This window comes from Streptomyces sp. NPDC002055, assembly GCF_040296705.1.
Taxonomy (GTDB): domain Bacteria; phylum Actinomycetota; class Actinomycetes; order Streptomycetales; family Streptomycetaceae; genus Streptomyces.
This window is the reverse complement of the sequence record NZ_JBEOXS010000035.1, coordinates 1-24,447: the sequence shown is the minus strand read 5'-3', so window position 1 is coordinate 24,447 and position 24,447 is coordinate 1. Positions and strand designations below refer to the sequence as shown.

Here is a 24,447-nt window from a genome sequence, read left to right as displayed (position 1 = left end):
CGGAGACCGGCCCGACCCGTGCCGCGCCTGGGTGGCGGGCCCCCGGGAGGCCGGTTCCGGCCGTCGCGGATTTCCGCTCCGCCCTGCCCAAACGGGCGGGCCGGCCGTACTCTGGACGGGTGCCGGACGACGTGGGGGGCAGGCCGTTCCCGGACGGCGAGGAGCCCGACAGCCACAGCCACGGAGCGGCGGACGACGCGTTCGCCTCCGTGGTCTTCGACGAGGACTTCGTCCGCTCCGCGCGGATCCACGAGCCCACGGCCGCCGAGCGCACGCTCGCCGCGGCCCAGGCCCGTGCCGAGGCCGAGGCCGCCCGCGCCCGCGCGGGCTCCGGAGGAGCCGACGAGGACTTCTACGACGACTTCGGCCCCGACGGCGACCCCGATTTCCACCGGGACGGCATCGACGGCCCGCCGCGGGACCCGGAGGACGACCTCTACGGGCCGTACGGCCGCTATGGCGGCTCGCTGCGCCCCTACCGCAGCCCGGCCCGCTGGCACCGCCCGGTGGCCTGGCTGCTGGCCGTGCTGATGGGCATGGGCATGGTCGCGCTGGCCTTCGCCGCGGTTTACCGTGGAGCTGCGGGCAGCCGGCAGGAGCCGGCCCCGCCGCCCGCCACGAGCGAGGTGGAAGGCCCCTCGGTGGGGCAGCTCCCGGAACAGCCGGGAGGGCTGCCGTCGGCCACCGCCGGCACCGCCGCGCCGACCGCCTCAGCCGTCCCGCGCGCCCACTGACGCAGCCGTGAACCCCCGTCAGAAGTTGTCGCGTACCAGCGCGTTTACCCGACCCCCTTCCGACCTACTCTGTTGGTATGGCAGGGCCTGGAGAGCCACCTGAGGGGACACCCGAGGGCGTTCCGGGAGGTGGAGAGGACGAGTACCGATCCGTCGTCTTCGACGAGTCGTTCGTCCGTGCTGCCCGGCTGGAGGAGTTCTCGGCCCGGGAGCGGCTGGACGACCACTCCCCGGCCGTACGCAGCCGCCGCGCCTGGTCCCGGGCCGGTGGGTCCCGGCAGGCGCTGATCCTGGTCGTGGTGATCGCGCTGGCCTTCGCCACGGCCATCTACATGGGGATACGCCACCCGTACCAGAGCCCCTCGGCGCGGACCGTCGAGCCGCTGCGGATCTCCGTGGTCCCGCTCGCCCCGCAGGGCGCCGTGCCGGGCGGGACACCGGCCGCGCTTCTCGGGCGCAGCCCCGCCGCGGAGTACCGCACCGGGGCCGCGGGCGTCACCATGCCCGCCGCCCGCGGGACCGAGCACTTCTCCGAGCAGCAGGTCATGGCCGCCCTGGACACGGCCAAGGAGTACATCGTCCGGTCCGCCATCGACCCCGCCGTGCTGACCGGCGGGGCGACGCGGCCGGTCCGCGTGCTGCTCGACCCCGGCCAGCTCGACCAGTTCGACCGCAGCATGGACCGTCCGGTCGACGACGGCCGGCACGCCGCCACCGGCTGGCTCGTCCGCTTCGACCCCGCCACGGCGGCGCTGGCCGACCCCGGGGTGCGGGTCCAGGGCAGCCTCACCGTCGCCGAGACCGGCCAGGACCGGCTGGAGGTCACCGGCGATCACACCTTCGTCTACGCCCTGCGGTCCGCCCGGGAGGGCAAGCAGGCCGCGGACTCCTCGCTGTTCACCGCGCGGCGCGAGGTGCGCCTCCGCTTCGACCGCGAGGACCTGCGCAGCCACCACCTGGAAGTCGTCCAGACCAGCCTCCAGGCAGGGCCCCTGACCTGCGCCGCCGACCCGGCGAACCGGCTGCGGCCGCTGCTGGCCGGGCAGAGCGCCGGGAACGACGCCCCCGCCGGCACGAACCCGTACGACGCCGGACGGCCCCATGCCTCGCTCTGCGGCGTGCTGGCGCCCGACGCCCTGCCGAAGCCGTAGCGGGCCGGAGCCGCCCTGCCGAAGCCGTGGCCACGGTGGAGCGGCACTGCCGAAGCCGTCACCGATCCGGGGCAGCCGGGCCTGCCAGGGGCGGCCGCGGAAACCCGGGGCCGCCCTGGCAGCCTCTAGGAAGCCCCCGGCTAGGAAGCCCCCGGCGTGCCCTCGGGGCCGGGCGTGCCGTCCTGCCGCCCGCCGGAGCCCCCGGTGAACGCGTCCCGCAGCTTGCCGCCCAGGTCGCCCGCACCGTCCGCGAGGTCCCGGACCAGGCCCATCAGCGGGTCCTTGCTGGTGCGCACCGAGTCGGCGTAGTGGTTCGCGTGCTCCCTGAAGGAGTCGCCGACCGAGGTGTCCCGGTCCTCGTCGCGCCGCGGGTAGTGGCCGTCCATGATCCGCTGGTGGTCGCGGCTCTCCGCCCAGCGCTTCAGCTCGGCCGCCCGCACGGTGGTGAACGGGTGGCTGCGCGGCAGCAGGTTCAGGATCTTCAGCACGGAGTCCCGCAGGTCACCGCCCGCCTCGTACTCCTCCGCCTGCTCCAGGAACGCGTCCACGTTCATCTCGTGCAGGTGGTTCCCGCCCGCGATCTTCATCAGCCCGCGCATCGACGCCTGGAGGTCCTGGCCCACCAGCAGGCCGGCCCGGTCCGCCGAGAGCTCCGACTTCCGGAACCACTCGCGCAGCGCCGCCACCAGGGCCATCACCGCGACGTTGCCCAGCGGGATCCAGGCCACCTTCACGGCGATGGTGGTGAGGAAGAGCAGGATCGTCCGGTAGACGGCGTGGCCGGACAGCGCGTGGCCCACCTCGTGGCCGATCACCGCCCGCATCTCCTCCTCGTCGAGGAGCTCGACCAGGCCGGTGCTGACCACGATGACCGGCTCGTCCAGGCCGATGCACATGGCGGTGGGCTGCGGATCCTGGGTCACGTACATCGGCGGGACCTTCTCCAGGTCCAGGATGTAGCAGGCGTCCAGCAGCATCGTGTGCAGATGCGTGAACTGCCGCTCGCCGACCCGGACCGAGTCGGACAGGAACAGCAGCCGCAGGCTGCGCTCCGGCAGCAGCCCGCTGAGCGTCTTGAAGACGGTGTCGAACCCGCTCAGCTTGCGCAGCGCCACCAGCGCCGAGCGGTCGGCGGGATGTTCGTACGCCCGGGAGGAGATCCCGGGGAAGCGCCGCCGGTGACGGCCCGGTGCGTGTTCGGTGTTCTCGGTCATCGAAGCCCCCTTGTCGGCCCTTCTGCGGCCCGTCCCCCACGGCCCAGCCTAGACGTGTCCCGGCCCTGGCCCCGCCCGCGGCGTGCGCCGCGGGCGGGGCTACGGTGGAGACATGTCGGACTTCACTGCCCAGCTCGCGGTGGCCGCGGACCAGACGGGTCCGGGAGTGCTGCTGCGCACCCTCATCGTCGTCTCCGTGGTGGGCGCGGTCCTGCTCGCCTGGTTCCTGCTGAGGGGATACGGCGGACGGGACCAGTAGGACGCGAGGAGTCGGCGTCGGGTTGCCCGCCGGGCCCGCTTACGATGTTGCCGCCAAGCGTCATGCCCGACGACAACCTGGATAGGCCTGCCGACGATGAGTCTTCCCAGCACCGCCCACGCCCTGGTCACCCTCGCCGCCGAGGGCGCCGAGCACAGCAGCGAGCACGAAAGCCTCAACCCCTACCTCACGGGTGGCGGTGCGCTGGTCGTCCTGCTGCTCCTGCTGTGGATCACCACGCGTTTCAACCGCGACCGCTGAGCCGGGGACGGCTCTGACGGCTCCCGGACCGGGACAGTAGGCTCTGCACGCATGGGAGAGCACGGAGGGCCGGTGACCGGTCCGGTGAAGCGGCGACTCGGCGTGATGGGCGGGACGTTCGACCCGATTCACCACGGTCACCTGGTCGCCGCCAGCGAGGTGGCTTCGCAGTTCCACCTCGACGAAGTGGTGTTCGTGCCGACCGGGCAGCCGTGGCAGAAGAGCCACCAGGCGGTCTCGCCCGCCGAGGACCGCTACCTGATGACGGTGATCGCCACCGCGTCCAACCCGCAGTTCTCGGTCAGCCGGATCGACATCGACCGGGCCGGCAAGACATACACCATCGACACCCTGCGCGAGCTGCACACGGAGAACGCCGACAGCGATCTCTTCTTCATCACCGGCGCCGACGCGCTCTCCCAGATCCTCACCTGGCGGGACGCGGACGAGCTGTTCTCGCTGGCGCACTTCATCGGTGTGACCCGGCCGGGCCACGTGCTCTCGGACCCGGGGCTCCCGGACGGCGGGGTCTCGCTGGTCGAGGTCCCGGCGCTCGCCATCTCGTCCACGGACTGCCGCGCGAGGGTGGCGGCCCGGCAGCCGGTCTGGTACCTGGTGCCGGACGGGGTGGTGCGGTACATCAACAAGCGCGGGCTGTACCGGGACGCCGGCTAGTCCGTCTCTGGAAGGGGCACTGGTGAACGACGCACACTCCGGGCGGAGCCACGCCGAGGGTGGGGCCGAGGACGGCCAGGACCCGTACCAGCAGCAGTACTACGACCCGTACGCGCAGCAGGCGCAGCAGCCGTACGACCCGTACGCCCAGCAGTACTACGACCCGTACGGCGCCCAGCAGCCGCAGCAGCACCAGCACCAGCAGCCGCAGTACGACGAGTACGGCCGCCCGTACTACGACCCGTACGCCCAGGCGCAGGCCGTGCAGCCGCCCCCGCAGCAGACCGACGGCCGGCAGTGGATCCCGCAGCAGCAGTCCTACGACGGCTACGCGCAGACCTACGCCCCCGCGGAGCCCGAGGCCCCGCGGCAGGAGGCCGCGGAACCGCAGGCGCCCCCGCTCCAGCCGGTGCGGTCGCAGCCGCAGGTCCCGCGACAGCCGGGGCCGCGCGACGAGGCCCAGTACGACGAGGCCCAGTACGACGAGGGCCGGCGCGACGTGACGCGGGACGGCGGCCGGCCGGGCGGCGAGGGGCCGGAGTACCGCACCGAGCAGTTCTCGTTCATCGAGGAGCCGGACGAGGAGTCCGACGACGTCATCGACTGGCTGAAGTTCGCCGAGACGCGCACCGAGCGGCGTGACGAGCGCAAGCGCAAGGGCCGCAACCGGGTGGTCATGCTCGTCGTGGTCCTCGTCCTGGCTCTCGTGGGCGGTGCCGGCTACCTCTGGTTCGCGGGCAAGGTGCCCGGCCTCTCCGCACCCGGTGGCGGCGCCGCCGCGGCGGGCGGCGGCCAGAAGCGCGACGTGATCGTCGTGCATCTGCGCGACACCAAGGGCGGGCCCGGCGCCACCGCGCTGCTGGTCGACAACGAGACCACCGGGAAGGGCACCACCGTCCTGCTGCCGAACTCCCTGGCGGTCGGCACCGAGGACGGCGGCAGCACCACCCTGGGCAAGTCCGTCGCGGACGAGGGCACCGGACCGACCCGGTCGGCCCTCGACACCCTCCTCGGCGCGCGCATCCAGGGCAGCTGGCGGCTGGACACGCCGTACCTGGAGAACCTCGTCGAATCGGTCGGCGGGATCACCGTCGACGCCGACGCGACCGTGCCCGCGCCGAAGCGGGGCGACGACCCGCTGGTCGAGCGCGGGAAGGCACGGACCCTCTCCGGCCAGGCCGCGGTCGGCTACGCCACCCACCTCGCGCCCGGCGAGCCGCAGACCCGGCAGCTGCGCCGGTTCGGCCAGGTCATGCAGGCCGTGCTGAAGAAGATGTCGAGCGACCCGGACGCCGCGACCGCGACCGTGCGCTCCCTCGCCCAGATCCCGGACCCGTCGCTGACCGAGGGCCAGCTGGGCGCCTCCCTGGCGCAGCTCGCCGAGCAGGCGAAGAACGGCGCGTACCGGACGGCGCTGCTGCCGGTGCGCCCGGACGGCACGCTCAGCGAGCAGGCCACCGACAGTGTGGTGAAGGACGTCCTGGGCGGCACGGTCAAGAACACCGACCCGAACGACGCCCCGCGGATCAGCGTCCGGAACGCCACCGGCGACCGCAAGGCCTCCTCCAGTGCCCAGGTCACCCTGGTCAACAGCGGCTACACCTTCGTCGACGGCGGTGCGGCGGGCGCGGCGCAGACCGCCTCCCGGGTCACCTACGCGGACGCCGCACAGGCCGGGAAGGCCAAGGAGGTCGCCAAGACGCTCGGCCTGCCGGCCGGGGCGGTGGCCAAGGGCCGCGGCGCGTCCAACGCGGACATCACCGTCGTTCTCGGACGGGACTACCGGGCCGGCTGACCGGTCCGGCGCACGGCCCCCGCCCGGCAATCCGGTCGGGGGCCGGGGGCGGGGCGTGAGACCCTGGAGGGGTACCCGTTCCCGATCGAAAGCTTGGCTTGTGACCGCCACGGACCGCTCCATCGAGCTGATCAACGTCGCCGCCCAGGCGGCTGCCGACAAGCTCGCGCACGACATCATCGCGTACGACGTCAGCGACGTCCTGGCGATCACCGACGCCTTCCTGCTGGCCTCGGCCCCCAGCGACCGTCAGGTCAAGGCCATCGTCGACGAGATCGAGGAGCGCCTGAACCGGCAGTTCCAGACCAAGCCGGTGCGCCGCGAGGGCGACCGGGAGGCCCGCTGGGTGCTGCTGGACTACGTGGACATCGTGGTCCACGTCCAGCACAGCGAGGAGCGGGTCTTCTACGCGCTGGAGCGGCTCTGGAAGGACTGCCCCGAGCTCGACCTGCCCGAGGACGCCGTCGCGACCCGCGGCAAGGCCGAGGAGCACGCGAAGCGCCAGGCCGCGGAGCAGGAGCTGGACGGAGAGCTGAGCTGAACGGCGCGGGGAGCGGCCGCGGCCGCAGGATCGTCCTCTGGCGGCACGGCCAGACCGCCTGGAACCTGGAGCGTCGCTTCCAGGGAACCACCGACATCGAGCTGACCGAGGAGGGGCACGCCCAGGCGCGCCGCTCCGCGCGGCTGCTGGCGGCCCTCCAGCCGGACGCGATCATCGCGTCCGACCTGCGGCGGGCCGCCGTCACGGCCGGCGAGCTGGCCTCGATCACCCAGCTCGACGTCGAGCACGACCCGGGGCTGCGCGAGACCTACGCGGGCAGCTGGCAGGGCCTCACGCACGAGGAGATCGTCGAGCGGTACGGCGAGCAGTACGCCGCCTGGAAGCGCGGCGAGCCGGTGCGGCGCGGCGGCGGTGAGCTGGAGACCGAGGTCGCCGAGCGCGCGGCGCCGGTCGTGGAGCGCGCCGTGGACAAGCTGCCCGACGGCGGCACCCTCGTCGTCGTCAGCCACGGCGGCACCATCCGCACCACCATCGGGCGCTTCCTCGGGCTGGAGCCGTACAGCTGGGAGGCGCTGGGCGGCCTCTCCAACTGCAGCTGGTCCGTGCTGGGCGAGGGAGCCCGCGGCTGGCGCCTGTTGGAGCACAACGCCGGGACGCTGCCCGAGCCGGTCCTCGGCGACGACGACTGACCGGGCCGCCGCCCGTTCCGGGCGCGGCCACGAGCCGCCCCGGCGGGAGGCCGGGGGCGGATTTCGCATCTGGCCAGGTCACCGGTTAAGCTTCTTCTCGTTCACAGCGCAGCGGTGAAAACACCGGAGCGATGGAGAACAGCGGGGCTATAGCTCAGTTGGTAGAGCGCCTGCATGGCATGCAGGAGGTCAGGAGTTCAATTCTCCTTAGCTCCACACTTCGTCCGATCCCGTCTCCCCCCAGGGGAGGCGGGATCGTCGCGTTGTGGCCGGTGACCGCGTCCTGTCTCTCTGTCGCGATCCGCCCGGCCGGTGTGTCGCGATCCGCCCGGCCGGTGTGTCGCGATCCGCCCGGCCGGTGTGTCGCGATCCGCGACGTGGGCCTCGAACGGACCCGTCCAGTCCGGAAGGTCCGCTGACCTCAGGGCTCTCGCATGGCAGAATCAAACGGCCGGAAGGGGAGGGAGTGCGCATGCCGACGAGCAGTTTCGAGGAGGCCGACGATCTTCTCGACATTGCCGCGGCATTCCATGACAACCGGCTGTCGGAATACGCGCTCCGTCTCCCCTGTCCCCCCGACGAGAACCAGGCGACGTACTGTCCGGCCCTCCTCAAGTGTCCAGCGTGCGGCTCCGCCCATGTGGCGCAGGTGCTCGGGGACAACGGAGGGATTTCCTACGTGTGTACAGCCTGCGGCCACTGCTGGAGCTGACTGATGGGTGCACACAGGCGGAAGTGCGACTGGTGCGGTAGCGGAACGCCGATCGTGCGCGACATGGAGCCGATCAACTCCGAGTACCAGTACTGGTGCGAGGAGTGCGCGCGGGCGCTGATCATAAAAGGCGACCCGATCGAGACCTACCGCGAGCTGGAGGGCGAGCCGATCTACGGACGGCTCCTCGACGAGCACTGCACGCTCAAGCGCTTCTACTCCTTCGCGACCGCCTGAGTCCGTCGGCTGCCTCTTCGCGACCGCCTGAGCCCGCCACCGGGCCGCCACCGGGCCTCGGTCTCCGTTCGCTCCGCGGCCGCTGTGCGGTGGTCCCGCCGCCTTTCACCGGGCTGCTGCCGGGTGCGTCCACCGGCTGGGTCCGACAGGCAGGAGCCGGCCGTCCACGGCGTCCCGTCGACCGTTACGCGGGCCATCCGCCGTCCGCTCCGGGGGGAGTTCGCCGCGCCCGCGTCTGCCCGGCCGGACGGCGCGGCGGTCGGCTGTGACCCACCGCACCCCAGGGGGCGCAGAGCTGCCCGCGGACCGTCGGTCCCCGGACCGGTGAACGGCCTGGCCGGGGCCTCCCCGCGCGCCCCGGACGGGCCCTCCGGCGTCGCCCCGGTGTGCGGAAGGGCGCCGCGAGCGGGCAGCGATGGGATGACTGGTCATCGATTTGGCGGAAGACCGGGTGGGCCGTGTAATGTTGGCGGAGCCGCCGGGGAAACCGGGCGGAGCAAGACCTGGGGCTATAGCTCAGTTGGTAGAGCGCCTGCATGGCATGCAGGAGGTCAGGAGTTCAATTCTCCTTAGCTCCACAGAAGAGAGAGCGGGCCGTCCGATCGGACGGCCCGCTTTCGTATGTCCGGGCACGGGTGCCGCTCTGTCCTTCGCCGAGCGGGCCGTGGAACGGACCGGGGCCGGGACCCGGGGCGTACCCCGGCTCCCGGCCCCGCCGTTGCCGTCCGTGGGGGTCAGCCCCGCGGCAGTGCCTTGCGGCTGGGCGGCGCCTGCTGGGCGGGTGCCTGCTCCAGCCGGAGCGCGAGCTCCGGGCATCGCCGTACGGCGCGCTGGGCGTTGGCCCGCAGATGCATCGGAACCGTCATGTCGGCGATCACCGGGTAGCCGTCGGGGCCCATGCGGATCATCTCCGGCACCACCCCGGCGCACAGGCCGTGGCCCTCGCACAGCACCCAGTCCACCGCGAGCTTCTCGCCGCTGGGCACGCCCTCGTCCTCGTAGCCCGGGTTCGGCAGGGGCAGCACACCCTGGGTGGGGCGGCCGCAGCCGCCGCTGAGCACATGGGCGGCGAGGTCGTCGGTGAAGGCGTTCAGCGTGGACTGGAAGAAGCGGACCGAGCCGTCGGGGTGCTTGCACGCGCCCCGGCCCTTGACCGCCTGGGTGACCTGCTTCAGGGCCTCCAGCGCGGTCGGCCCGCCGCCGCCCAGCACGTCCGAGAGGCCCGCGGCGGCCGCCGGCAGACCCAGCTTGCAGGGCCCGCACTGCCCGGCCGTCTCGGCGGCCAGCCAGTTGGCGATGCGCAGGGACTCGCCGAGCGCGCAGGTCTCGGGGCCGATCGGCAGGATCGCGCCCGCTCCCAGAGCGCCGCCGGCCGTGCGCAGCGCCTTGCGGGAGATGATGGCGCCCACCGCGGTCAGGCCGTCGATCCAGTCGCCGTGATAGCCACCGGTCAGCACGGCCTGCGGCATCGGCGGCGCGCCGCACAGCTCCAGGACGTAGCGCATCGGGGTGCCGACCGGCACCTCCAGGACGGTCGGCCGCGCCACCGAGCCGGAGACGGTCAGCATCACGGTGCCCGGTTCGTCGGACAGGCCGATGTTGGCGTACCGCTGCGGTCCCAGCCGTGCCGCCATGGCGAGTTGGGCGAAGGTCTCGGCGTTGGACAGCAGCGTCGGGGCGCCGCCCACACCGGAGTCCGAGGCGCGCACCTTGCGGCCGGCGGGCAGCGAGGGGCCGCCGTTGACCGCGCTGATCACCGAGGAGGCCTCACCGGAGACCATCCGCTCGGGGGTCCGCACCACGCGGACCCGCAGTCCCTTGCCGCGCCGGTCGGTCAGCCCGCGCTCGGAGATGGCCTCCCGCATGGAGGCCTCGGTGGAGTCCCGGGTCACGGCGATGGCCAGGACCCGGGCTCCGAGTGCCTCGGCGGCCAGCAGAGCGCCGTCGAGGATGAGATGCGGTGCGCGGCAGAGCAGCACGGTGTCCTTGCGGCAGGCCGGTTCCCCCTCGCTGCCGTTGACCACGACCACGGGACGTACGCCCCGCCGGATCGCGCTCTTGGCAACGGCCCGCAGCTTCTTGGCGAACGGGAAGCCCGCACCGCCCCTGCCGTTCAGTGACACGGCCTCGGCCAGATCCGCCAGCCGCTCGCCGACCATCGGCTCCAGGGCACCGTGCACCTTCAGGTGCATGCCGAGGTCGAGCCGGTGGACCAGGTCGAATCCCGCGGTCAGTTGCGGCAGTCCGACCACCCGGACTTCGGGCACGTCGGGGAGTGGGGTGTTCATGGCCGCTCTCCTGCGGGTTGGTGCCAGGGTTCACCCGGCGGGGGCGAATAGGACTGTCCGGCGGCCGGGTCCGGCTCCGCGCGGCGCCCGTAGGTCTCGCCGGGCGGCGGCGGGGACGGGGCCGGCCAGCGGCCCGAGGTCCCGGTGGGCTGCTCCGGGACGTACGGCGACACGGTCTGGAACGTCTCGGTGGGTGCCGCGTAGGACGGTACGGAAGGGAAGCCTCCGGTGTCGTACGGGGGTACGGGCGGGAGGTTCCCGGTGTCGTACTGCGGCAGCGGCGGGGGGCTCCCGGTCTGTGCCTGGTACGGCGGCACCGGGGGGAGATTCCCCGTGTCGTACTGGGGGACCTGTGGAATGCCGCCGGTGTCGTACTGGGGCACCGGCGGAATGTTTCCGGTGTCGTATTGCGGCACCGGCGGGAGGTTTCCCGTGTCGTACTGGGGGACCTGTGGAATGCCGCCGGTGTCGTACTGCGGTACCGGCGGAATGTTTCCGGTGTCGTATTGCGGCACCGGGGGAAGGTTTCCCGTGTTGTACTGCGGGGTGTTGTACTGCGGGACCGGGGGAAGGTTCCCCGTGTCGTACTGCGGAACGGGGGGAAGGGTGCCGGTGTCGTACTGCGGGACGGGCGGTATGCCGCCCGTCTGCGGGTTGCCGGAGGGGACCGGCGGAAGGATGTCGGTCGGCGCCTCGTACGAGGGCACCGGCGGCAGCATCTCCGTCCGCGCCTCCTGCGGTGCGGCGGGCGCTCCGAAGGGGGACGGCGGCGGGGACGACACCGCCCGGTACGCCGCGGATATGCCGGCTCCCCGGCCGCCCGCGACGGGTGTGGGACGCGTCGAGTCGAGCCGCAGCGGAGGCTGCTCGGCGAAGGCGTCGGCCCGCTCGCCCGGCATGCGTGCCGCGCCCGGCATCCGGTCGGCTCCGGACATGCCGCCGCCGCCCGGCAGCGGCGACACCGAGGTGTCCCGGGGCCCCATGGGCTCCTGGTCACGGTCGGCGCGTCCGGACGGTCCGGGCTTGGTCAGCGACATCAGCAGCCGCGCGATGCGGCGGCGCTGCGGCTGCGGGAGCAGCCGCACGGACACCGCCGCACCCACGGCGGCAAGGGCGAGCGCATACATCGTGGTCACCCATACGGCTGCCGGACGCCCGGCGTTCAATCCGTGCAGCAGCGCGGCGAACCAGGCCGGGTAGGCCAGCGAGTGCAGCGCGCGCCAGCGGGCCGCCGCGGGGCCGTTGGAGGCCAGGCGGCTGCGGGCGGCGCCGGTGGCGCCCGCGATCACCATGCAGTGCGCGGCGAGCGAGCCGAGCCCGATCAGTCCGCCCGAGCCCTGCACACCCAGGCTGAACGGCACCAGCGCGGCCAGCAGCGAGGCGTGCGCCTCGGCGACCTTGACGGTGATGTGCATCAGCAGGAAGCCCAGCGAGGCGACCGCGAGGCCGCGGTGGATGGCCTGCGAGAGCAGCCGTTGCCGGACCTCCAGCAGGACGCGGTCGGCGGCCACCAGGCCCCAGATCACGGCAGCGCTGAGCGAGACCAGCGTGAGGACCCCGCTGGCGAAGTCGATGGCCAGCTGCAGTGCCTCACCGGCGAGCAGGGTGATCGCCAGGATGCCCGCGGCGACCGCGACCTGCACGGCGTACAGCGCCGGCTGCGGCAGGGACTTCGGGGTGATCGGTGACGGCCGTGGAGACTGCGCCCGGGACGACGGTGTCCTTGACGACTTCGTCCGTGAGGACGGGGTTCGCATCGTGCGATGAGGTTGCATGCGGGCGACTCCAGTGGTGCGGAGGGAGGGGTCCCGGACCCGCATGCTAAGCGCCAAAACAAAGATCATCCGACTGTTTGGTTATTTGCTCGATTGTCAATTGCGCCGATTACTTCCGGGTGTAGCTGTGCGCGAGGGCGCCGGATGCTCCGTGCGGCCTGCGCGGGCGCTGCGGTACTCTGAGGCCATGCGTGCCGTACGCCTTCTGCTTGGCGGGCCGCGCTGATCAGCCCCGGCCGGAGGACAATCCGGTCGGAATCGGCGCGGCGTCCCCTCCTGTGCGAGGGGCCTTTTTGTTTCAGGAACAACAGGGTGCGAATCCGCGAGCAGAGACGACCGATGGAGCTTTGAGGACGATGAGCGAGACGAATTCTGCGGCCGGGGCGGCCGCGACGCACCGCTACACGGCAGCCATGGCCGCCGACATCGAGGCACGCTGGCAGGACTTCTGGGACGCCGAGGGCACCTACGCGACGCCCAACCCCAGCGGTGACCTGGCCGGGCCCGCCGCGGCGGTCGACCGTCCGAAGAAGTTCATCATGGACATGTTCCCGTACCCGTCGGGTGCGGGCCTGCACGTCGGCCACCCCCTGGGCTACATCGCCACCGATGTCTACGCCCGCTTCAACCGGATGACCGGCCACAACGTCCTGCACACCCTGGGCTTCGACGCCTTCGGCCTGCCCGCCGAGCAGTACGCCGTGCAGACCGGCACCCACCCCAGGGTGAGCACCGAGGCCAACATCGAGAACATGAAGGCCCAGCTGCGCCGGCTGGGCCTGGGCCACGACCGGCGCCGCTCGTTCGCCACGATCGACCCGGACTACTACCGCTGGACCCAGTGGATCTTCCTGCAGATCTTCAACTCCTGGTACGACGGCGAGGCGAAGCGCGCCCGGCCGATCGAGACGCTGGCCGAGCAGTTCGCGTCCGGCCGGCGGCAGACCCCGGACGGCCGCCCGTGGGCCGAGCTGAACGCCGCGGAGCGCGCGGACGTACTGGGTGGGTACCGGCTGGCGTACGCGTCCGACGCGCCCGTCAACTGGTGCCCCGGCCTGGGAACCGTCCTGGCCAACGAGGAGGTGACCGCGGACGGACGTTCCGAGCGCGGCAACTTCCCCGTGTTCAAGGCCAAGCTGCGGCAGTGGAACATGCGCATCACGGCCTACGCGGACCGGCTGCTGGACGATCTGGACGCGCTGGACTGGCCCGAGGCGATCAAGCTGCAGCAGCGCAACTGGATCGGCCGTTCCGAGGGCGCCCGGATCGACTTCCCGGTCGGCGACGACCACGCGATCACCGTCTTCACCACCCGCCAGGACACCCTGTTCGGCGCCACCTACATGGTGCTGGCACCGGAGCACGATCTGGTCGACGCGATCGTTCCGGCCGCCTGGCCGGAGGGCACGCACCAGGTGTGGACCGGCGGGCACGCCACTCCGGCGGAGGCCGTCGCCGAGTACCGCAAGCAGGCCGCGGCCAAGTCGGACGTCGAGCGCCAGGCCGAGGCCAAGGACAAGACCGGCGTCTTCACCGGCGCGTACGCCACGAACCCGGCCAGCGGCGAGCGGGTGCCGGTGTTCATCGCCGACTACGTGCTGATGGGCTACGGCACCGGCGCGATCATGGCGGTTCCGGCGCACGACAGCCGGGACTTCGCCTTCGCCCGCGCCTTCGAACTGCCGATGCGCTGCGTCGTCGAGCCGAGCGACGGCCGCGGCACCGACCCCGCCGACTGGGACGACGCCTTCGCCTCCCACGACGCGAAGATCGTGAACTCCGCCGCCGGCACCGTCTCGCTGGACGGCCTGGGCGTGGTCGACGCCAAGGCGCGGATCACCGAGTGGCTGGCCGAGCGCGGCATCGGTGAGGGGACGGTCAACTTCCGCCTGCGCGACTGGCTGTTCAGCCGCCAGCGCTACTGGGGCGAGCCGTTCCCCATCGTCTACGACGAGGACGGTGTGGCGCACGCGCTGCCCGAGTCGATGCTGCCGGTCGAGCTGCCGGAGGTCGACGACTACTCCCCGCGGACGTTCGACCCGGACGACGCGGACACCTCGCCGGAGACCCCGCTGTCCCGCAACGAGGACTGGGTCACCGTCGAACTGGACCTGGGCGACGGCCCGAAGAGGTACCGCCGTGAGACCAACACGATGCCCAACTGGGCCGGCTCGTGCTGGTACGAACTGCGCTACCTGGACCCGCGCAACGCCGCACAGGTCGTCGACCCCGAGGTCGAGCAGTACTGGATGGGGCCGCGGGAGGGGCAGACCGCGGGCGGTGTCGACCTGTACGTGGGCGGCGCCGAGCACGCGGTGCTGCACCTGCTGTACGCGCGGTTCTGGCACAAGGTGCTGTTCGACCTGGGGCACATCTCCTCGTTCGAGCCGTTCCACAAGCTGTTCAACCAGGGCATGATCCAGGCCTACGTCTACCGGGACAGCCGCGGTATCGCGGTGCCCGCGGCGGAGGTCGAGGAGCGCGACGGCGGCTACTACTACCAGGGCGAGCAGGTCTCCCGGCTGCTGGGCAAGATGGGCAAGTCCCTGAAGAACGCCGTCACGCCGGACGAGATCTGCGCCGAGTACGGTGCCGACACCCTGCGCCTCTACGAGATGGCGATGGGCCCGCTGGACGTCTCCCGGCCCTGGGACACCCGGGCCGTGGTCGGCCAGTACCGGCTGCTGCAGCGGCTGTGGCGGAACGTCGTGGACGAGGACACCGGTGAGGTCACCGTCACCGACGCGGAGCCGGACGAGGCCACGCTGCGTGCGCTGCACAAGGCGATCGACGGGGTCACGCAGGACATGGAGAACCTGCGCTTCAACACCGCCATCGCCAAGGTCACCGAGCTGAACAACCACCTGACGAAGGCCGGCGGGCCTCTCGCCCGGTCGGTCGCGGAGCGGCTGGTGCTGCTGACCGCCCCGCTGGCCCCGCACATCGCGGAGGAGCTGTGGCGCCGGCTGGGCCACCGGGCCACGGTCGTCCACGAGTCCTTCCCGGTCGCGGACCCGGCGTACGTGGTCGACGAGACCGTGACCTGCGTCGTGCAGATCAAGGGCAAGGTCAAGGCGCGCCTGGAGGTGTCGCCGTCGGTCTCCGACGAGGAGCTGGAGACGCTGGCGCTGGCGGACGCGGGTGTGCAGTCCGCCCTGGGCGGTGCGGGCATCCGCAAGGTCATCGTCCGGGCGCCGAAGCTGGTGAACATCGTTCCGGCGTGAGGCCGGGACGCTGCCGGGGAGCCGGGGAGCCGGGGAGCCGGGGGCCGGGAGCTGGGAGGACGCCCGGGGCGTGGGTCCCGGAGGTTGCTGGGACGTGAGTCCGGGGCAGTCCGGTCGGTGCACCTCCGGCCGGGGTGATTCTTTCGGCCGAGGGTGAACCCCTACGGGCCGGTTGGGGGCCGTGCAGGAACCCCCGACCGGCCCGGGCCGTTTACGGTGGAGATACGACCGGGACAGGCCCGTCTTCGTGAAGGAGCGTCCATGGAAGCCGCGATCCTCGTTCTGGCGCTGCTCTTCGTGGCATTCGTCGCGCTGGGCGTCTATGCCGCGGTGAAGGCGGTGGGGGCCGCCAAGCGGAGTGTGGACCGGACCGTGGAGCAGGCCCGCCGCGCCGTCGAGGACACCACGCTCAAGGCGAAGAAGTACACGCAGCCGGGTGTCGCGGGTGAGCTCGCGGATATGCGGCTGTCGGTGCGCACCTCGCTGCGGGCCACCCGGGAGGCACTGGCGGCCGGTTCGCCGGAGGACGCTTCGCTGTCCGAGACGGCCGCGCTCTTCAAGCGGCTGAGCGCACATGGGCATCAGCTGGACGAGGACCTCCGGCGGCTGGAGCGGGACCCGGACCGGAGCAAGGTCATGGAGCGGCTGCCCGAGCTGCGCGACCGCACCGGGCGCGTGGTGCGGCACGCGGATTCGCTGCGGTGGGCGGCGCGGGACCGGGCGCGGCGCTTCGCCGGCGAGGACCTGGACGACCTGGGGCGCGAGATCGAGGTCGAGTCCGGGGCGCTGCGGCACTGGACGGCGACGGAGGGCGCCGGCTTCGGCGAGTCGGAGAGCGCGTACGCGGGTGCCGGGGCGGATTCCGCCGAGTCGCAGCGGACCGGCTCCGGGGTTCCGGCGCCCGGGGCTGCGACGTCCCGGGCTGCGACGTCCGCGGCTGCGGCTGGGGCTGCGGTGGCCGGGGCAGCGAAGTCCGGGGCCGCGAACTCCGGGGCCGCGGAGTCCAGTGCCTCGGGGGCTTCCGGTGGACCGTCCTCCGATGGACCGGAGGCGGCCGGCGTCGGAGGTCTGGGGCCCGAGGGCACGGATGCCGGTGCTCGGTCGGCGGGCGACGCGGGTGATGCGGGCGATGCGGGCGTCGACGGTTCGCGGCCGGGGCAGGGGCCGGAGCCGAGGGCCATCACCGCACGGGATCCGCGGAAGCGGACCGCCCACCCCTGGACGAAGGCCCGCAGGCCGGAGAGCACCACCTGACCTGCGGACGGCGAGACGCGTGGACGGCGACAGGACGGGCCCGTGCTGTCGGCAGGGGGCGCCCCCGGATAACCTCCCATCCATGTCCCGCCATGTCGCGATCATCACGGATTCAACGGCCTACCTGCCGCAGCAGGCGATGGAGCGGCACGGCATCACCGCGGTGCCGCTGACGGTGGTGCTCGGTGACCGGGCGCTGGAGGAGGGCACCGAGGTGTCCGCCCGGTCGGTCGCCGAGGCGCTGCAGCGACGCACCTCGGTGACGACGTCCCGGCCCAGCCCCGCGACCTTCGCCGATGCCTACCGGGCTGCCGCGGAGGCGGGCGCGGAGGGAATCGTTTCGCTGCACCTGTCGGCGGAGATCTCCGGGACGTACGACGCCGCGGTGCTGGCGGCCTCGGAGGCTCCCGTTCCGGTCCGGGTGGTGGACACCGGCATGGTGGCCATGGCCCTGGGCTTCTGCGCCCTGGCGGCGGCGGAGACGGCAGGGACGGGCGGAACGCTGGACGAGGCGGTGGCGGCGGCGGAGAAGCGCGCCGAGGCCACGTCCGCGTACTTCTACGTCGACACCCTCGACTATCTGCGGCGCGGCGGCAGGATCGGCACGGCGCAGGCGCTGCTGGGTTCGGCGCTCGCCGTGAAGCCGTTGCTGCACCTGGACGGCGGGCGCATCGAACTGCTGGAGAAGGTCCGTACGGCATCGAAGGCGATCGCGCGGCTGGAGGAGCTGGTGGTCGAGCGGGCCGGGGCCGGCCCGGTGGACATCGCCGTGCATCACCTCGATGCGTCGGCGCGGGCGGAGCAGCTGGCGGAGCGGCTTCGACAGCGTGTGCCGGGGCTGGCGGAGCTGCATGTCAGCGAGGTCGGCGCGGTGATCGGGGCGCACACGGGGCCGGGGTTGCTGGGGGCGGTGCTGTCTCCCAAGGGGTGAGCGGGGGCGGGGGATTGGGCCGGTGTCTTGGCCGTGGTCGGGGTCGGGGCCTGCCGCGTTCGCCGTCGGGGCCTGAGGCGTTTGCCGTCGGGGTCGGGGTCGGGGTCGGGGTCGGGGTCGGGGTCGGGGTCGGGGTCGGGGTCCGGGGTCGGGGGCGGGGCCTGGGGCGTTCGTCGTCGGGTGGATGGGGCGGTGGTCGGGTCGGTGGTCGGGTCGGTGGTCTGGCGTTGGCTGTGTGGGGCCGGTCGGCGGGTGGGGATCAGGGCGGCGGGGGATGGTGGGGAAGTGAGGGTTGAGGGTTCGCCGGCTGCGGGCGGGCGGTTGAGTCCTGCTTCTGTTCTCGTCGGGGGCGACTACTGACAGTTGAGCATGCCGTGGTGCGCAGCTGGGGCTCGCGGAGCTCAAATCGCCCGCAAGAGTGGGGGAGTTTTCCACAACTCGCTGGTTGTCCACGGATTCTCGGACCTCTCGGCGCGGGTGCATGCAGTGCGCCTACCGTCGGGTGCATGGAACTCTCATCACGCACCGTAACTACTGGTCCGGGTCGTGGTCCGGGTCGTGAGCGTGGCTCCGACCGTCGATCCCGGCGGCGGCACGGGCGCCGTCGCACCCGTCCGATGAACTACCCCGGCAGCACCGGTCGCTTCGGCGGCGGTCCGGCTGATGCACCCCTGCGGCCCGGCCGCCGGAGACGAGAAACGCGTCGGGAGGCCGCCTTCGCCGATGAGACAGCGTTACGGGAGCGCGCAGCCGCGCTCTTCGCCGCGCCGGCGCAGACGGGATGGGCGGTAGCCGCGCCGGCGGGGCGGCCGGTGTCCGAGGGAGCCGCGGCGTGGGGCCGCGCGGACGGTCAGGGACTGCTGCCGGACCACGGCGATCTGCCGCCGCCGGGGTGCGAGGCCCCGTCGCCCGGCCGTGACGGGCTGTCGCCGCGCCGCGGCGGGGTGTCGCCTGGCCTTGACGAGCGGCTGAGGGGACACGACTCGCAGTGGAGGGACCAGGCGTCGCCGCTCGGGCCTGAGGCCGAGCCGCCGGGGCCTGACCAGGCACCCGGGGGAGCCGACGAACCGCGGTCGGGGCACGCGGCGGGGCCACCGGGGCGTGGCCGGTTGCCGGCGGACCGAAGGCGGCCGGCCGCCGACGGGCCGAGGGTGCCGGAGGGCCCGGAAGGCGGGCCTGCGGAAGGGAGGCCGCTGACCGGGCGGTCGACGGTCGTGGATTCGCTGAGGGGCGAGTCGGCTGTCGGGGGCCGGTCGGCGGCCGGCCCGGAGAGTGCGGAGTCGCCGGTCGAGGGGCCGCTGAGGCGTGCGGTCCGGGAGTCGGCCATGCGTACGTCCGGGAGGGGGATCGCGAGGCAGACGCCGGACCGTCGGGCGTCCGGCCGTCCGGCTCGGGCACAGTCACCACCGCCCGAGGCGGCGGCCGAGAGGGACGCTGAGACTTCGGAAGCCCCGGAAGCTCCGGACGCAGCGACGGCAGTTGAGGCGGCGAAGGCCTCGGACGCATCGGAGGCATCAGAGCCGGGGAGGGGGTGGACCGAGGTGCCGAAAACGGAGGCTCGGGCATGGAGGGCACCGCGGCCGGGGGTGCGGACCCAGGTGCCGGGAGCGCAACAGGCCACGCACGAGGCGCCCTTCAACGCTTCCGGTCCGCAGGGCGGGGCGGCTGTCGTGGGGCGGGAGCGCCCCTGGTGGTCGGCCCTCCGCGAACGGCTGCCGCTCTGGGTCCAGTTGAGATGCGAGGTCAACCCGCGGGCGCTGGCGGCGCTGGCGATGCTCCTGGCCGTTGCCGGAGGAGTGGCGGCGTACCACTACTGGACCGGAACGCCGCAGACGGTCCGGGCACCGACCGCCGAGCCGGCGACCGGGGCGTCCACCCCGGTGCGCAGCGGTGCGCTGCCGAGCAGCGCACCGGGGCCCGCGCCGCCCAAGGGGCCGGAGCGCCGCATCATGGTGGACGTCACGGGCAAGGTCCGCAGGCCGGGCATCCAGCGCCTGCCGGCCGGCTCGCGCGTCGCGGACGCGCTGGAGGCCGCGGGCGGAGTGCGGCCGGGCACTGATACGGGTGCGCTGAACCGGGCTCGGGTGCTCAACGACGGTGAGTTGGTGGTGGTCGGCGGCCCGGCTCCGCCAGGAGCTGGCGCGGGTGCCGGGGGTCCGGGCGGGGAGAGCCCGGTCACGGGGCCCGGTGGGTCACCTGCGGCGGGCCCCGTCAGCCTCAACACGGCGACGGCCGACCAGCTCGACGCCCTGCCCGGGGTCGGGCCGGTCCTCGCGCAGCACATCCTCCAGTTCCGCGAGCAGAACGGCGGCTTCCAGTCCGTCGACCAGTTGCGCGAGGTCAACGGCATCGGTGACCGCAGATTCGCCGACCTCCAGCCACTGGTGCAGCCGTGACGAACACCGGGCCACCCGCGAACGCGCCCGACCGTCCGGAAACCTCCGACCCCGCCAGGGAAGGCCCCCTCGACCTCCGTCTCGTGGCTCCGGCCCTCGCCGCCTGGGCTGCCACGGCCTGGGCGCTCCATGCCCCCATGAGCTGGGCGATGACCGGAGCGGCGCTGTGCCTGGTGACGGCGGCGGGGCTGCTGGTGCTGCGAAGGACCACCCGGGGCAGCGGGAATCCCGGCAGCACCCAGGGCAGCGGAATTCCCGGCAGCACCCAGGGCACCGGGATTCCCGGCACCATCGGCGGTGCCGGAACTCGCGGCTTCGTCCGGGCCGGCGGAACTCCGCACCCCATCGGGGGCCGTGGCACGCGGCCGGTCGGCGGCCTCGTGCGTGGGGTGGGGCTCATGGTCGCCGCTGCTCTGCTCTGTGCAGGCGCGGCAGCGATCTCGGCCACCCTGCACGCAGCCGATCTGCGGCGCGGGCCGCTGCCGGAGTCGGCGGTGCGACACGTTCCGGTGACCGTCGAACTGCGGGTGACCGGTGACCCGCGCCTGACCCGGCCCCGGGTGGTCGGCGCTGGGCACGCTCCGGCGGCCGTGGTCCTGGAGGCGGAGGCCGAGCGGGTGACCGGGCCCCGCGGCGAGGTCACCACAGCCCGGACACCGGTGCTCGTCATCGTCCAGCAGCGCGGCCGGCTACCTTCGCCGTCCACGGCTGCTCGACGGGCGGGGCAGCCGACCCCCTGGCTCCGGCTGCTGCCGTCGACCCGGCTGCTGGTCCGGGCCCGGCCGACGGTGCCGTCGGAGTCCGGCGGCAGGCCTGTCGCCGTGGTGCTCCGGGTCTCCGGTGGCGGACCACCGCAGGTCATCGCGCCGCCCACCACCCTGCAACGCGCTGCCGGGGAGTTGCGGGCAGGCCTGCGGGAGGCCACCGACCGGCTGTCGCCCGATGCCCGAGCCCTGCTGCCGGGGCTGGTGGTCGGGGACACCTCCCGGATGCCGCCCGATCTCGACGATGCCTTCCACGCCACGGATCTTGTGCACCTCACTGCTGTGTCAGGTGCCAATCTCACCATCGTCCTGGCCTTGCTCATCGGGCCACCGCATCTGGCCGTCCGGGCCGAGCGTCGAGGTGTCGCGCCCCGGTTGGGCCTTCCGTTGCGCACCACCGCGCTGCTCGGAGGGCTGCTCACGCTCGGCTTCGTCATCGTCTGCCGTCCCGAACCGAGCGTGCTGCGGGCCGCCGCCTGTGGACTGGTCACACTGCTCGCGATCGCCACCGGCCGTCGCAGATCGCTGCTGCCCGCCCTCTGCGCCGCTGTTCTCCTGCTGGTCCTGTACGACCCGTGGCTCGCCCTGTCCTACGGTTTCCTCCTCTCCGTGCTGGCCACAGCCGCGCTGCTCACCATCGCCCCACGCTGGAGTTCGGCACTCCAGCGCCGCCGTGTGCCCGCCAGGCTCGCGGAAGTCCTGGCGGCGGCCGCCGCTGCCCAAGCCGTGTGCGCGCCCGTGGTCGTCCTGCTGGCCGCGCGCGTCAGCCTGGTCGCGATTCCGTGCAACCTGCTGGCGGAGCCCGCCGTGGCCCCGGCCACGGTGCTCGGGTTCGCCGCGCTGGCGACCGCCCCGGTAGCGCAGCCCGTCGCAGCCGGAATCGCCTGGCTGGGTGGCTGGCCCGCGGAATGGGTCGCGGGCGTCGCCCGTGCCGGCGCGGCCCTCCCGGGGGCTGAGGTGGAGTGGCCGGAGGGCTGGGCCGGGGGCCTGCTGCTCGCTGCGATCACCGGTGCCGTGGTGTGGGCCCTGCCCCGGCTGATGCGCCACCCCTGGCTCTGTGGGCTGTTCGCGTTGTTGCTGGTCCTGGCGGTCACTCGCCCGGCACCGTTGCCGCGTCTGGTGACGGGCTGGCCACCGCCCGGCTGGCGGTTCGCGGTCTGCGATGTGGGCCAGGGCGATGCGCTCGTCCTCCCGGCGGGCGACGGCACAGCCGTCGTGGTGGACGCCGGCCCCGATCCCGTGCTCGCCGACCGCTGCTTGCGGTCTTTGGGCGTCACCAGGATTCCGCTGATCGTGCTGACGCACTTTCACGCGGACCATGTCGCCGGGCTGCCCGGGGTGCTCCGGGGCCGATCGGTGGGCGCGATCGAGACCACACTGCTCGAGGATCCGCCCGACCAAGCCGCGTTCGTCCGCCGCGTGGCGCGGGCTGCGGGTGTCCGGACGGTCCGGACGGCACCCGGCGACCGACAGTTGGGGCCGCTGCGCTGGCGGGTCCTGTGGCCGTTGCCCCGTCCCTCCGGAGGTCCGCCCGGGTCCCCGGCCCCGGCCCTGCCTCCGGCTCCGGCCCCGGAGGGAGCGAACGACGCCAGCGTCACGCTGCTGGTCCGTACGGCCGGACTCACCCTGTTGCTGCTCGGCGATCTCGAACCGCCCGCGCAGCAGAGCCTGTTGACCGCAGTCCCCGACCTGCCACCCGTCGACGTGCTCAAGGTCGCCCACCACGGCTCCGCCTACCAGGACCCGCGGTTGCTGAGCAGGGTGCGCCCCCGCTTGGCGGTGATCTCCTGTGGGGCGGACAACCCGTACGGCCACCCGTCGCCCCGCACCGTCGCCATGCTGCGGCAGCACGGTGCGGCCGTACTGCGCACCGATACCGACGGATCGATCGCCGTCACGGGCCCGGCGTCCCGGCTCGGCGCGGCGCTGGGACGAGTCCGCAGCGCCCGGCGGCGTCGGACCGCTTCCTCGGTCCCCGGACGGAGGACCGCGGGCCGATGGCGCGGGGAGGCCGGATGGGTCATAACGGGGGCATGGATACCGCACGGACCGACGCCTACCTCCAGCGGATCGGAGCCACCCGGTCGGCGCGAGCCGATGCCGAAGCCCTGCGCGAGCTGCAGATACGGCACCTCACCCGGGTGCCGTTCGAGAACCTCAGCATCCATCTCGGTGAGGACATCGTGCTCGAGGAGGACCGGCTCGTCGACAAGGTCGTGCGGGCACGGAGAGGGGGGTTCTGCTACGAACTGAACGGAGCGTTCGCGGGGCTGCTCTCCGCGCTCGGCTGGTCGGTGACGCTGCTCGCCGCCCGGGTCTTCACCGCCCCCGACCGGATCGGCCCGCCGTACGACCATCTCGCACTGCGCGTCGAGAGCCCGGACGACCCGGACCTCTGGCTGGTCGACGTGGGTTTCGGAGCGCACAGCCACCATCCGCTGAGGCTGACCGAACGGGGGGAGCAGACGGATCGGGGCGGCACCTTCCGGATCACCGGGACACCGGACGGCGACCTGGACGTCCTGAAGGACGGCGCCCCGCAGTACCGGCTGGCCGTCCGTCCCCGTGCGCTGGAGGACTTCGAGGCGACCTGCTGGTGGCACCGGACGTCGCCGAAGTCCCCGTTCACCCGGAAGCTGGTCTGCTCCCGGCTCACCGACGGAGGGGAGGCACGGGTCACGCTCAGCGGCGACCGGCTGGTCACCACGGTCGCGGGGGAGCGCTACGTGGAAACCCTGACGACTGATGCGGAGATCCTCGCCGCCTATCGTGACCACTTCGCCCTGGAGCTCGACCGGGTCCCGGTGGTACTCGACCTTGCTTGACCGCCCCTCGACTCGGCGGCGCAGTTGCGGTGTTCGGCCATCGGCCGTCGGTGGTCGGTGGTCGACGGCCGGGGCGACGGCAGCCGGTCAGGAGGTGATCATGCCCTGGTCAGCAGCCGGTCAGCGGGTGCTACGGCCGCTCCAGCCAGCCCTCGTACTCCGACGCGAGCTCGTCGAGCGCGGCGGCGTCCATGGTGTCCGCAGGGTCCTCGACCACCACCAGCCACTGGGCGTCCTCGGCGTCGTCCTCACCCGCCAGGGCGTCCCGGACGAGCTGAGGTTCCTCGGGCGGCCCGAAGCGGCTCACGACCTCTTCGGCCGCCTCCTCCGCGGCGTCGCGGTCGGGCAGCACCAGCACATGATGGGTGGGAGGTGCGGGGTGGCCGGACTGTGCGGCTGTCTGGTGGGGGTGGGGTGTCGCGCTGCTCACGCGCCCATTGTGCGGGACCGCCGAGGAACGGCCGGAAACGGGGGAGGGGACCGGCAGCGCCGTCCCCGGGCCACGTCCGCCGTGGGCGGGCAGGCGGCCCGTCCGCACATGTCGGGGGCCGACGGGGAGCCGCACCCGCCCCGGCCGGATGATGCGCCGGGTCGCCGGGTCGCCGGGTCGCCGGGTCGCCGGGTCGCCGGGTCGCCGGGTCGCCGGGTCGCCGGGCCGCGGGGGCGCCGGGCGCGCAGCGCCGTCTTCGGCTTCGACGGGGTCCGGATCAGCGAACTGGCGGAGCGCACCTGCCGGTTGGCGGGGCGGCATGCCGACGGCT

At 73.2% G+C, this 24,447-nt stretch carries 20 protein-coding genes and 2 tRNA genes; 18 read left to right on the top strand and 4 right to left on the bottom strand.

All coding sequences use genetic code 11. The features are described 5' to 3' along the window. The first annotated feature begins 119 nt into the window (after positions 1-119). Positions 120-734: an SCO2584 family spore wall biosynthesis protein gene (locus ABT112_RS21900; protein WP_351512035.1), complete on the top strand. Its 615-nt coding sequence runs from the start codon at positions 120-122 to the stop codon at positions 732-734. A gap of 77 nt (positions 735-811) precedes the next feature. Beyond that, positions 812-1,885: an SCO2583 family membrane protein gene (locus tag ABT112_RS21895; protein WP_351512033.1), complete on the top strand. Its 1,074-nt coding sequence runs from the start codon at positions 812-814 to the stop codon at positions 1,883-1,885. 140 nt (positions 1,886-2,025) lie between these two features. Here the strand turns inward: ABT112_RS21895 and ABT112_RS21890 are convergent, their stop codons facing one another. Next, on the bottom strand, positions 2,026-3,099 hold the full coding sequence (locus tag ABT112_RS21890) for a M48 family metallopeptidase (protein WP_351512032.1): 1,074 nt from the start codon (positions 3,097-3,099) through the stop codon (positions 2,026-2,028). 112 nt (positions 3,100-3,211) lie between these two features. On the opposite strand from ABT112_RS21890, the gene ABT112_RS21885 reads away from it, so the two are divergent. The 10 genes from ABT112_RS21885 (at position 3,212) to ABT112_RS21840 (ending at position 8,807) form a co-directional block, all read left to right on the top strand. After that, on the top strand, positions 3,212-3,358 hold the full coding sequence (locus tag ABT112_RS21885) for a hypothetical protein (protein WP_351512030.1): 147 nt from the start codon (positions 3,212-3,214) through the stop codon (positions 3,356-3,358). Between the two features lie 96 nt (positions 3,359-3,454). After that, positions 3,455-3,619: a hypothetical protein gene (locus ABT112_RS21880; protein ID WP_351512028.1), complete on the top strand. Its 165-nt coding sequence runs from the start codon at positions 3,455-3,457 to the stop codon at positions 3,617-3,619. Between the two features lie 51 nt (positions 3,620-3,670). Further along, positions 3,671-4,294, top strand: coding sequence for a nicotinate-nucleotide adenylyltransferase (gene nadD, locus ABT112_RS21875; RefSeq protein WP_351512027.1), 624 nt, complete (start codon positions 3,671-3,673; stop codon positions 4,292-4,294). Between the two features lie 22 nt (positions 4,295-4,316). Beyond that, positions 4,317-6,089 carry an LCP family protein gene (locus tag ABT112_RS21870; protein WP_351512025.1) on the top strand — a complete coding sequence of 591 codons (1,773 nt, stop codon included), beginning with the start codon at positions 4,317-4,319 and terminating at the stop codon, positions 6,087-6,089. 100 nt (positions 6,090-6,189) lie between these two features. After that, positions 6,190-6,630, top strand: a complete 441-nt coding sequence (gene rsfS, locus ABT112_RS21865; protein ID WP_351512113.1) for a ribosome silencing factor — start codon at positions 6,190-6,192, stop codon at positions 6,628-6,630. Then, positions 6,627-7,280 carry a histidine phosphatase family protein gene (locus tag ABT112_RS21860; protein WP_351512111.1) on the top strand — a complete coding sequence of 218 codons (654 nt, stop codon included), beginning with the start codon at positions 6,627-6,629 and terminating at the stop codon, positions 7,278-7,280. The genes rsfS and ABT112_RS21860 overlap by 4 nt, the downstream gene beginning before the upstream one ends. A 143-nt stretch (positions 7,281-7,423) precedes the next feature. After that, positions 7,424-7,496, top strand: a tRNA-Ala gene (locus ABT112_RS21855). A 256-nt stretch (positions 7,497-7,752) separates the two neighbouring features. After that, on the top strand, positions 7,753-7,992 hold the full coding sequence (locus tag ABT112_RS21850; protein WP_351512023.1) for a hypothetical protein: 240 nt from the start codon (positions 7,753-7,755) through the stop codon (positions 7,990-7,992). Between the two features lie 3 nt (positions 7,993-7,995). Continuing rightward, positions 7,996-8,229 (top strand): hypothetical protein, encoded by a 234-nt coding sequence (locus tag ABT112_RS21845; RefSeq protein ID WP_351512021.1) that lies wholly within the window; start codon positions 7,996-7,998, stop codon positions 8,227-8,229. Between the two features lie 505 nt (positions 8,230-8,734). Continuing rightward, positions 8,735-8,807 (top strand) — tRNA-Ala (locus ABT112_RS21840). 156 nt (positions 8,808-8,963) lie between these two features. On the opposite strand, the gene ABT112_RS21835 is transcribed toward ABT112_RS21840, so the two are convergent. Further along, positions 8,964-10,517 carry an NADH-ubiquinone oxidoreductase-F iron-sulfur binding region domain-containing protein gene (locus ABT112_RS21835; RefSeq protein ID WP_351512019.1) on the bottom strand — a complete coding sequence of 518 codons (1,554 nt, stop codon included), beginning with the start codon at positions 10,515-10,517 and terminating at the stop codon, positions 8,964-8,966. Further along, positions 10,514-12,160, bottom strand: a complete 1,647-nt coding sequence (locus tag ABT112_RS21830) for a hypothetical protein (RefSeq protein WP_351512018.1) — start codon at positions 12,158-12,160, stop codon at positions 10,514-10,516. The genes ABT112_RS21835 and ABT112_RS21830 overlap by 4 nt, the downstream gene beginning before the upstream one ends. 488 nt (positions 12,161-12,648) lie before the next feature. Here ABT112_RS21830 and leuS point away from each other — a divergent pair, with 488 nt between their 5' ends. The 6 genes from leuS to ABT112_RS21800 all read left to right on the top strand — a co-directional run bounded on the left by leuS (position 12,649) and on the right by ABT112_RS21800 (position 23,686). Continuing rightward, positions 12,649-15,516: a leucine--tRNA ligase gene (gene leuS / locus ABT112_RS21825; protein ID WP_351512016.1), complete on the top strand. Its 2,868-nt coding sequence runs from the start codon at positions 12,649-12,651 to the stop codon at positions 15,514-15,516. 261 nt (positions 15,517-15,777) lie between these two features. Continuing rightward, positions 15,778-16,770 (top strand): hypothetical protein, encoded by a 993-nt coding sequence (locus ABT112_RS21820; protein ID WP_351512014.1) that lies wholly within the window; start codon positions 15,778-15,780, stop codon positions 16,768-16,770. Between the two features lie 82 nt (positions 16,771-16,852). Then, entirely contained in the window at positions 16,853-17,701 is an 849-nt protein-coding gene (locus ABT112_RS21815) for a DegV family protein (protein ID WP_351512012.1), read from the top strand. Between the two features lie 1,598 nt (positions 17,702-19,299). After that, on the top strand, positions 19,300-20,097 hold the full coding sequence (locus ABT112_RS21810) for a ComEA family DNA-binding protein (protein WP_351512010.1): 798 nt from the start codon (positions 19,300-19,302) through the stop codon (positions 20,095-20,097). Then, a complete protein-coding gene (locus ABT112_RS21805; protein WP_351512008.1) occupies positions 20,094-23,114 on the top strand; it encodes a ComEC/Rec2 family competence protein in 3,021 nt (1,006 codons plus the stop codon). The genes ABT112_RS21810 and ABT112_RS21805 overlap by 4 nt, the downstream gene beginning before the upstream one ends. Beyond that, positions 23,003-23,686 carry an arylamine N-acetyltransferase family protein gene (locus tag ABT112_RS21800; RefSeq protein ID WP_351512006.1) on the top strand — a complete coding sequence of 228 codons (684 nt, stop codon included), beginning with the start codon at positions 23,003-23,005 and terminating at the stop codon, positions 23,684-23,686. The genes ABT112_RS21805 and ABT112_RS21800 overlap by 112 nt, the downstream gene beginning before the upstream one ends. A gap of 130 nt (positions 23,687-23,816) precedes the next feature. On the opposite strand, the gene ABT112_RS21795 is transcribed toward ABT112_RS21800, so the two are convergent. After that, on the bottom strand, positions 23,817-24,044 hold the full coding sequence (locus ABT112_RS21795; RefSeq protein WP_351512109.1) for a hypothetical protein: 228 nt from the start codon (positions 24,042-24,044) through the stop codon (positions 23,817-23,819). Between the last annotated feature and the right edge of the window lie 403 nt (positions 24,045-24,447).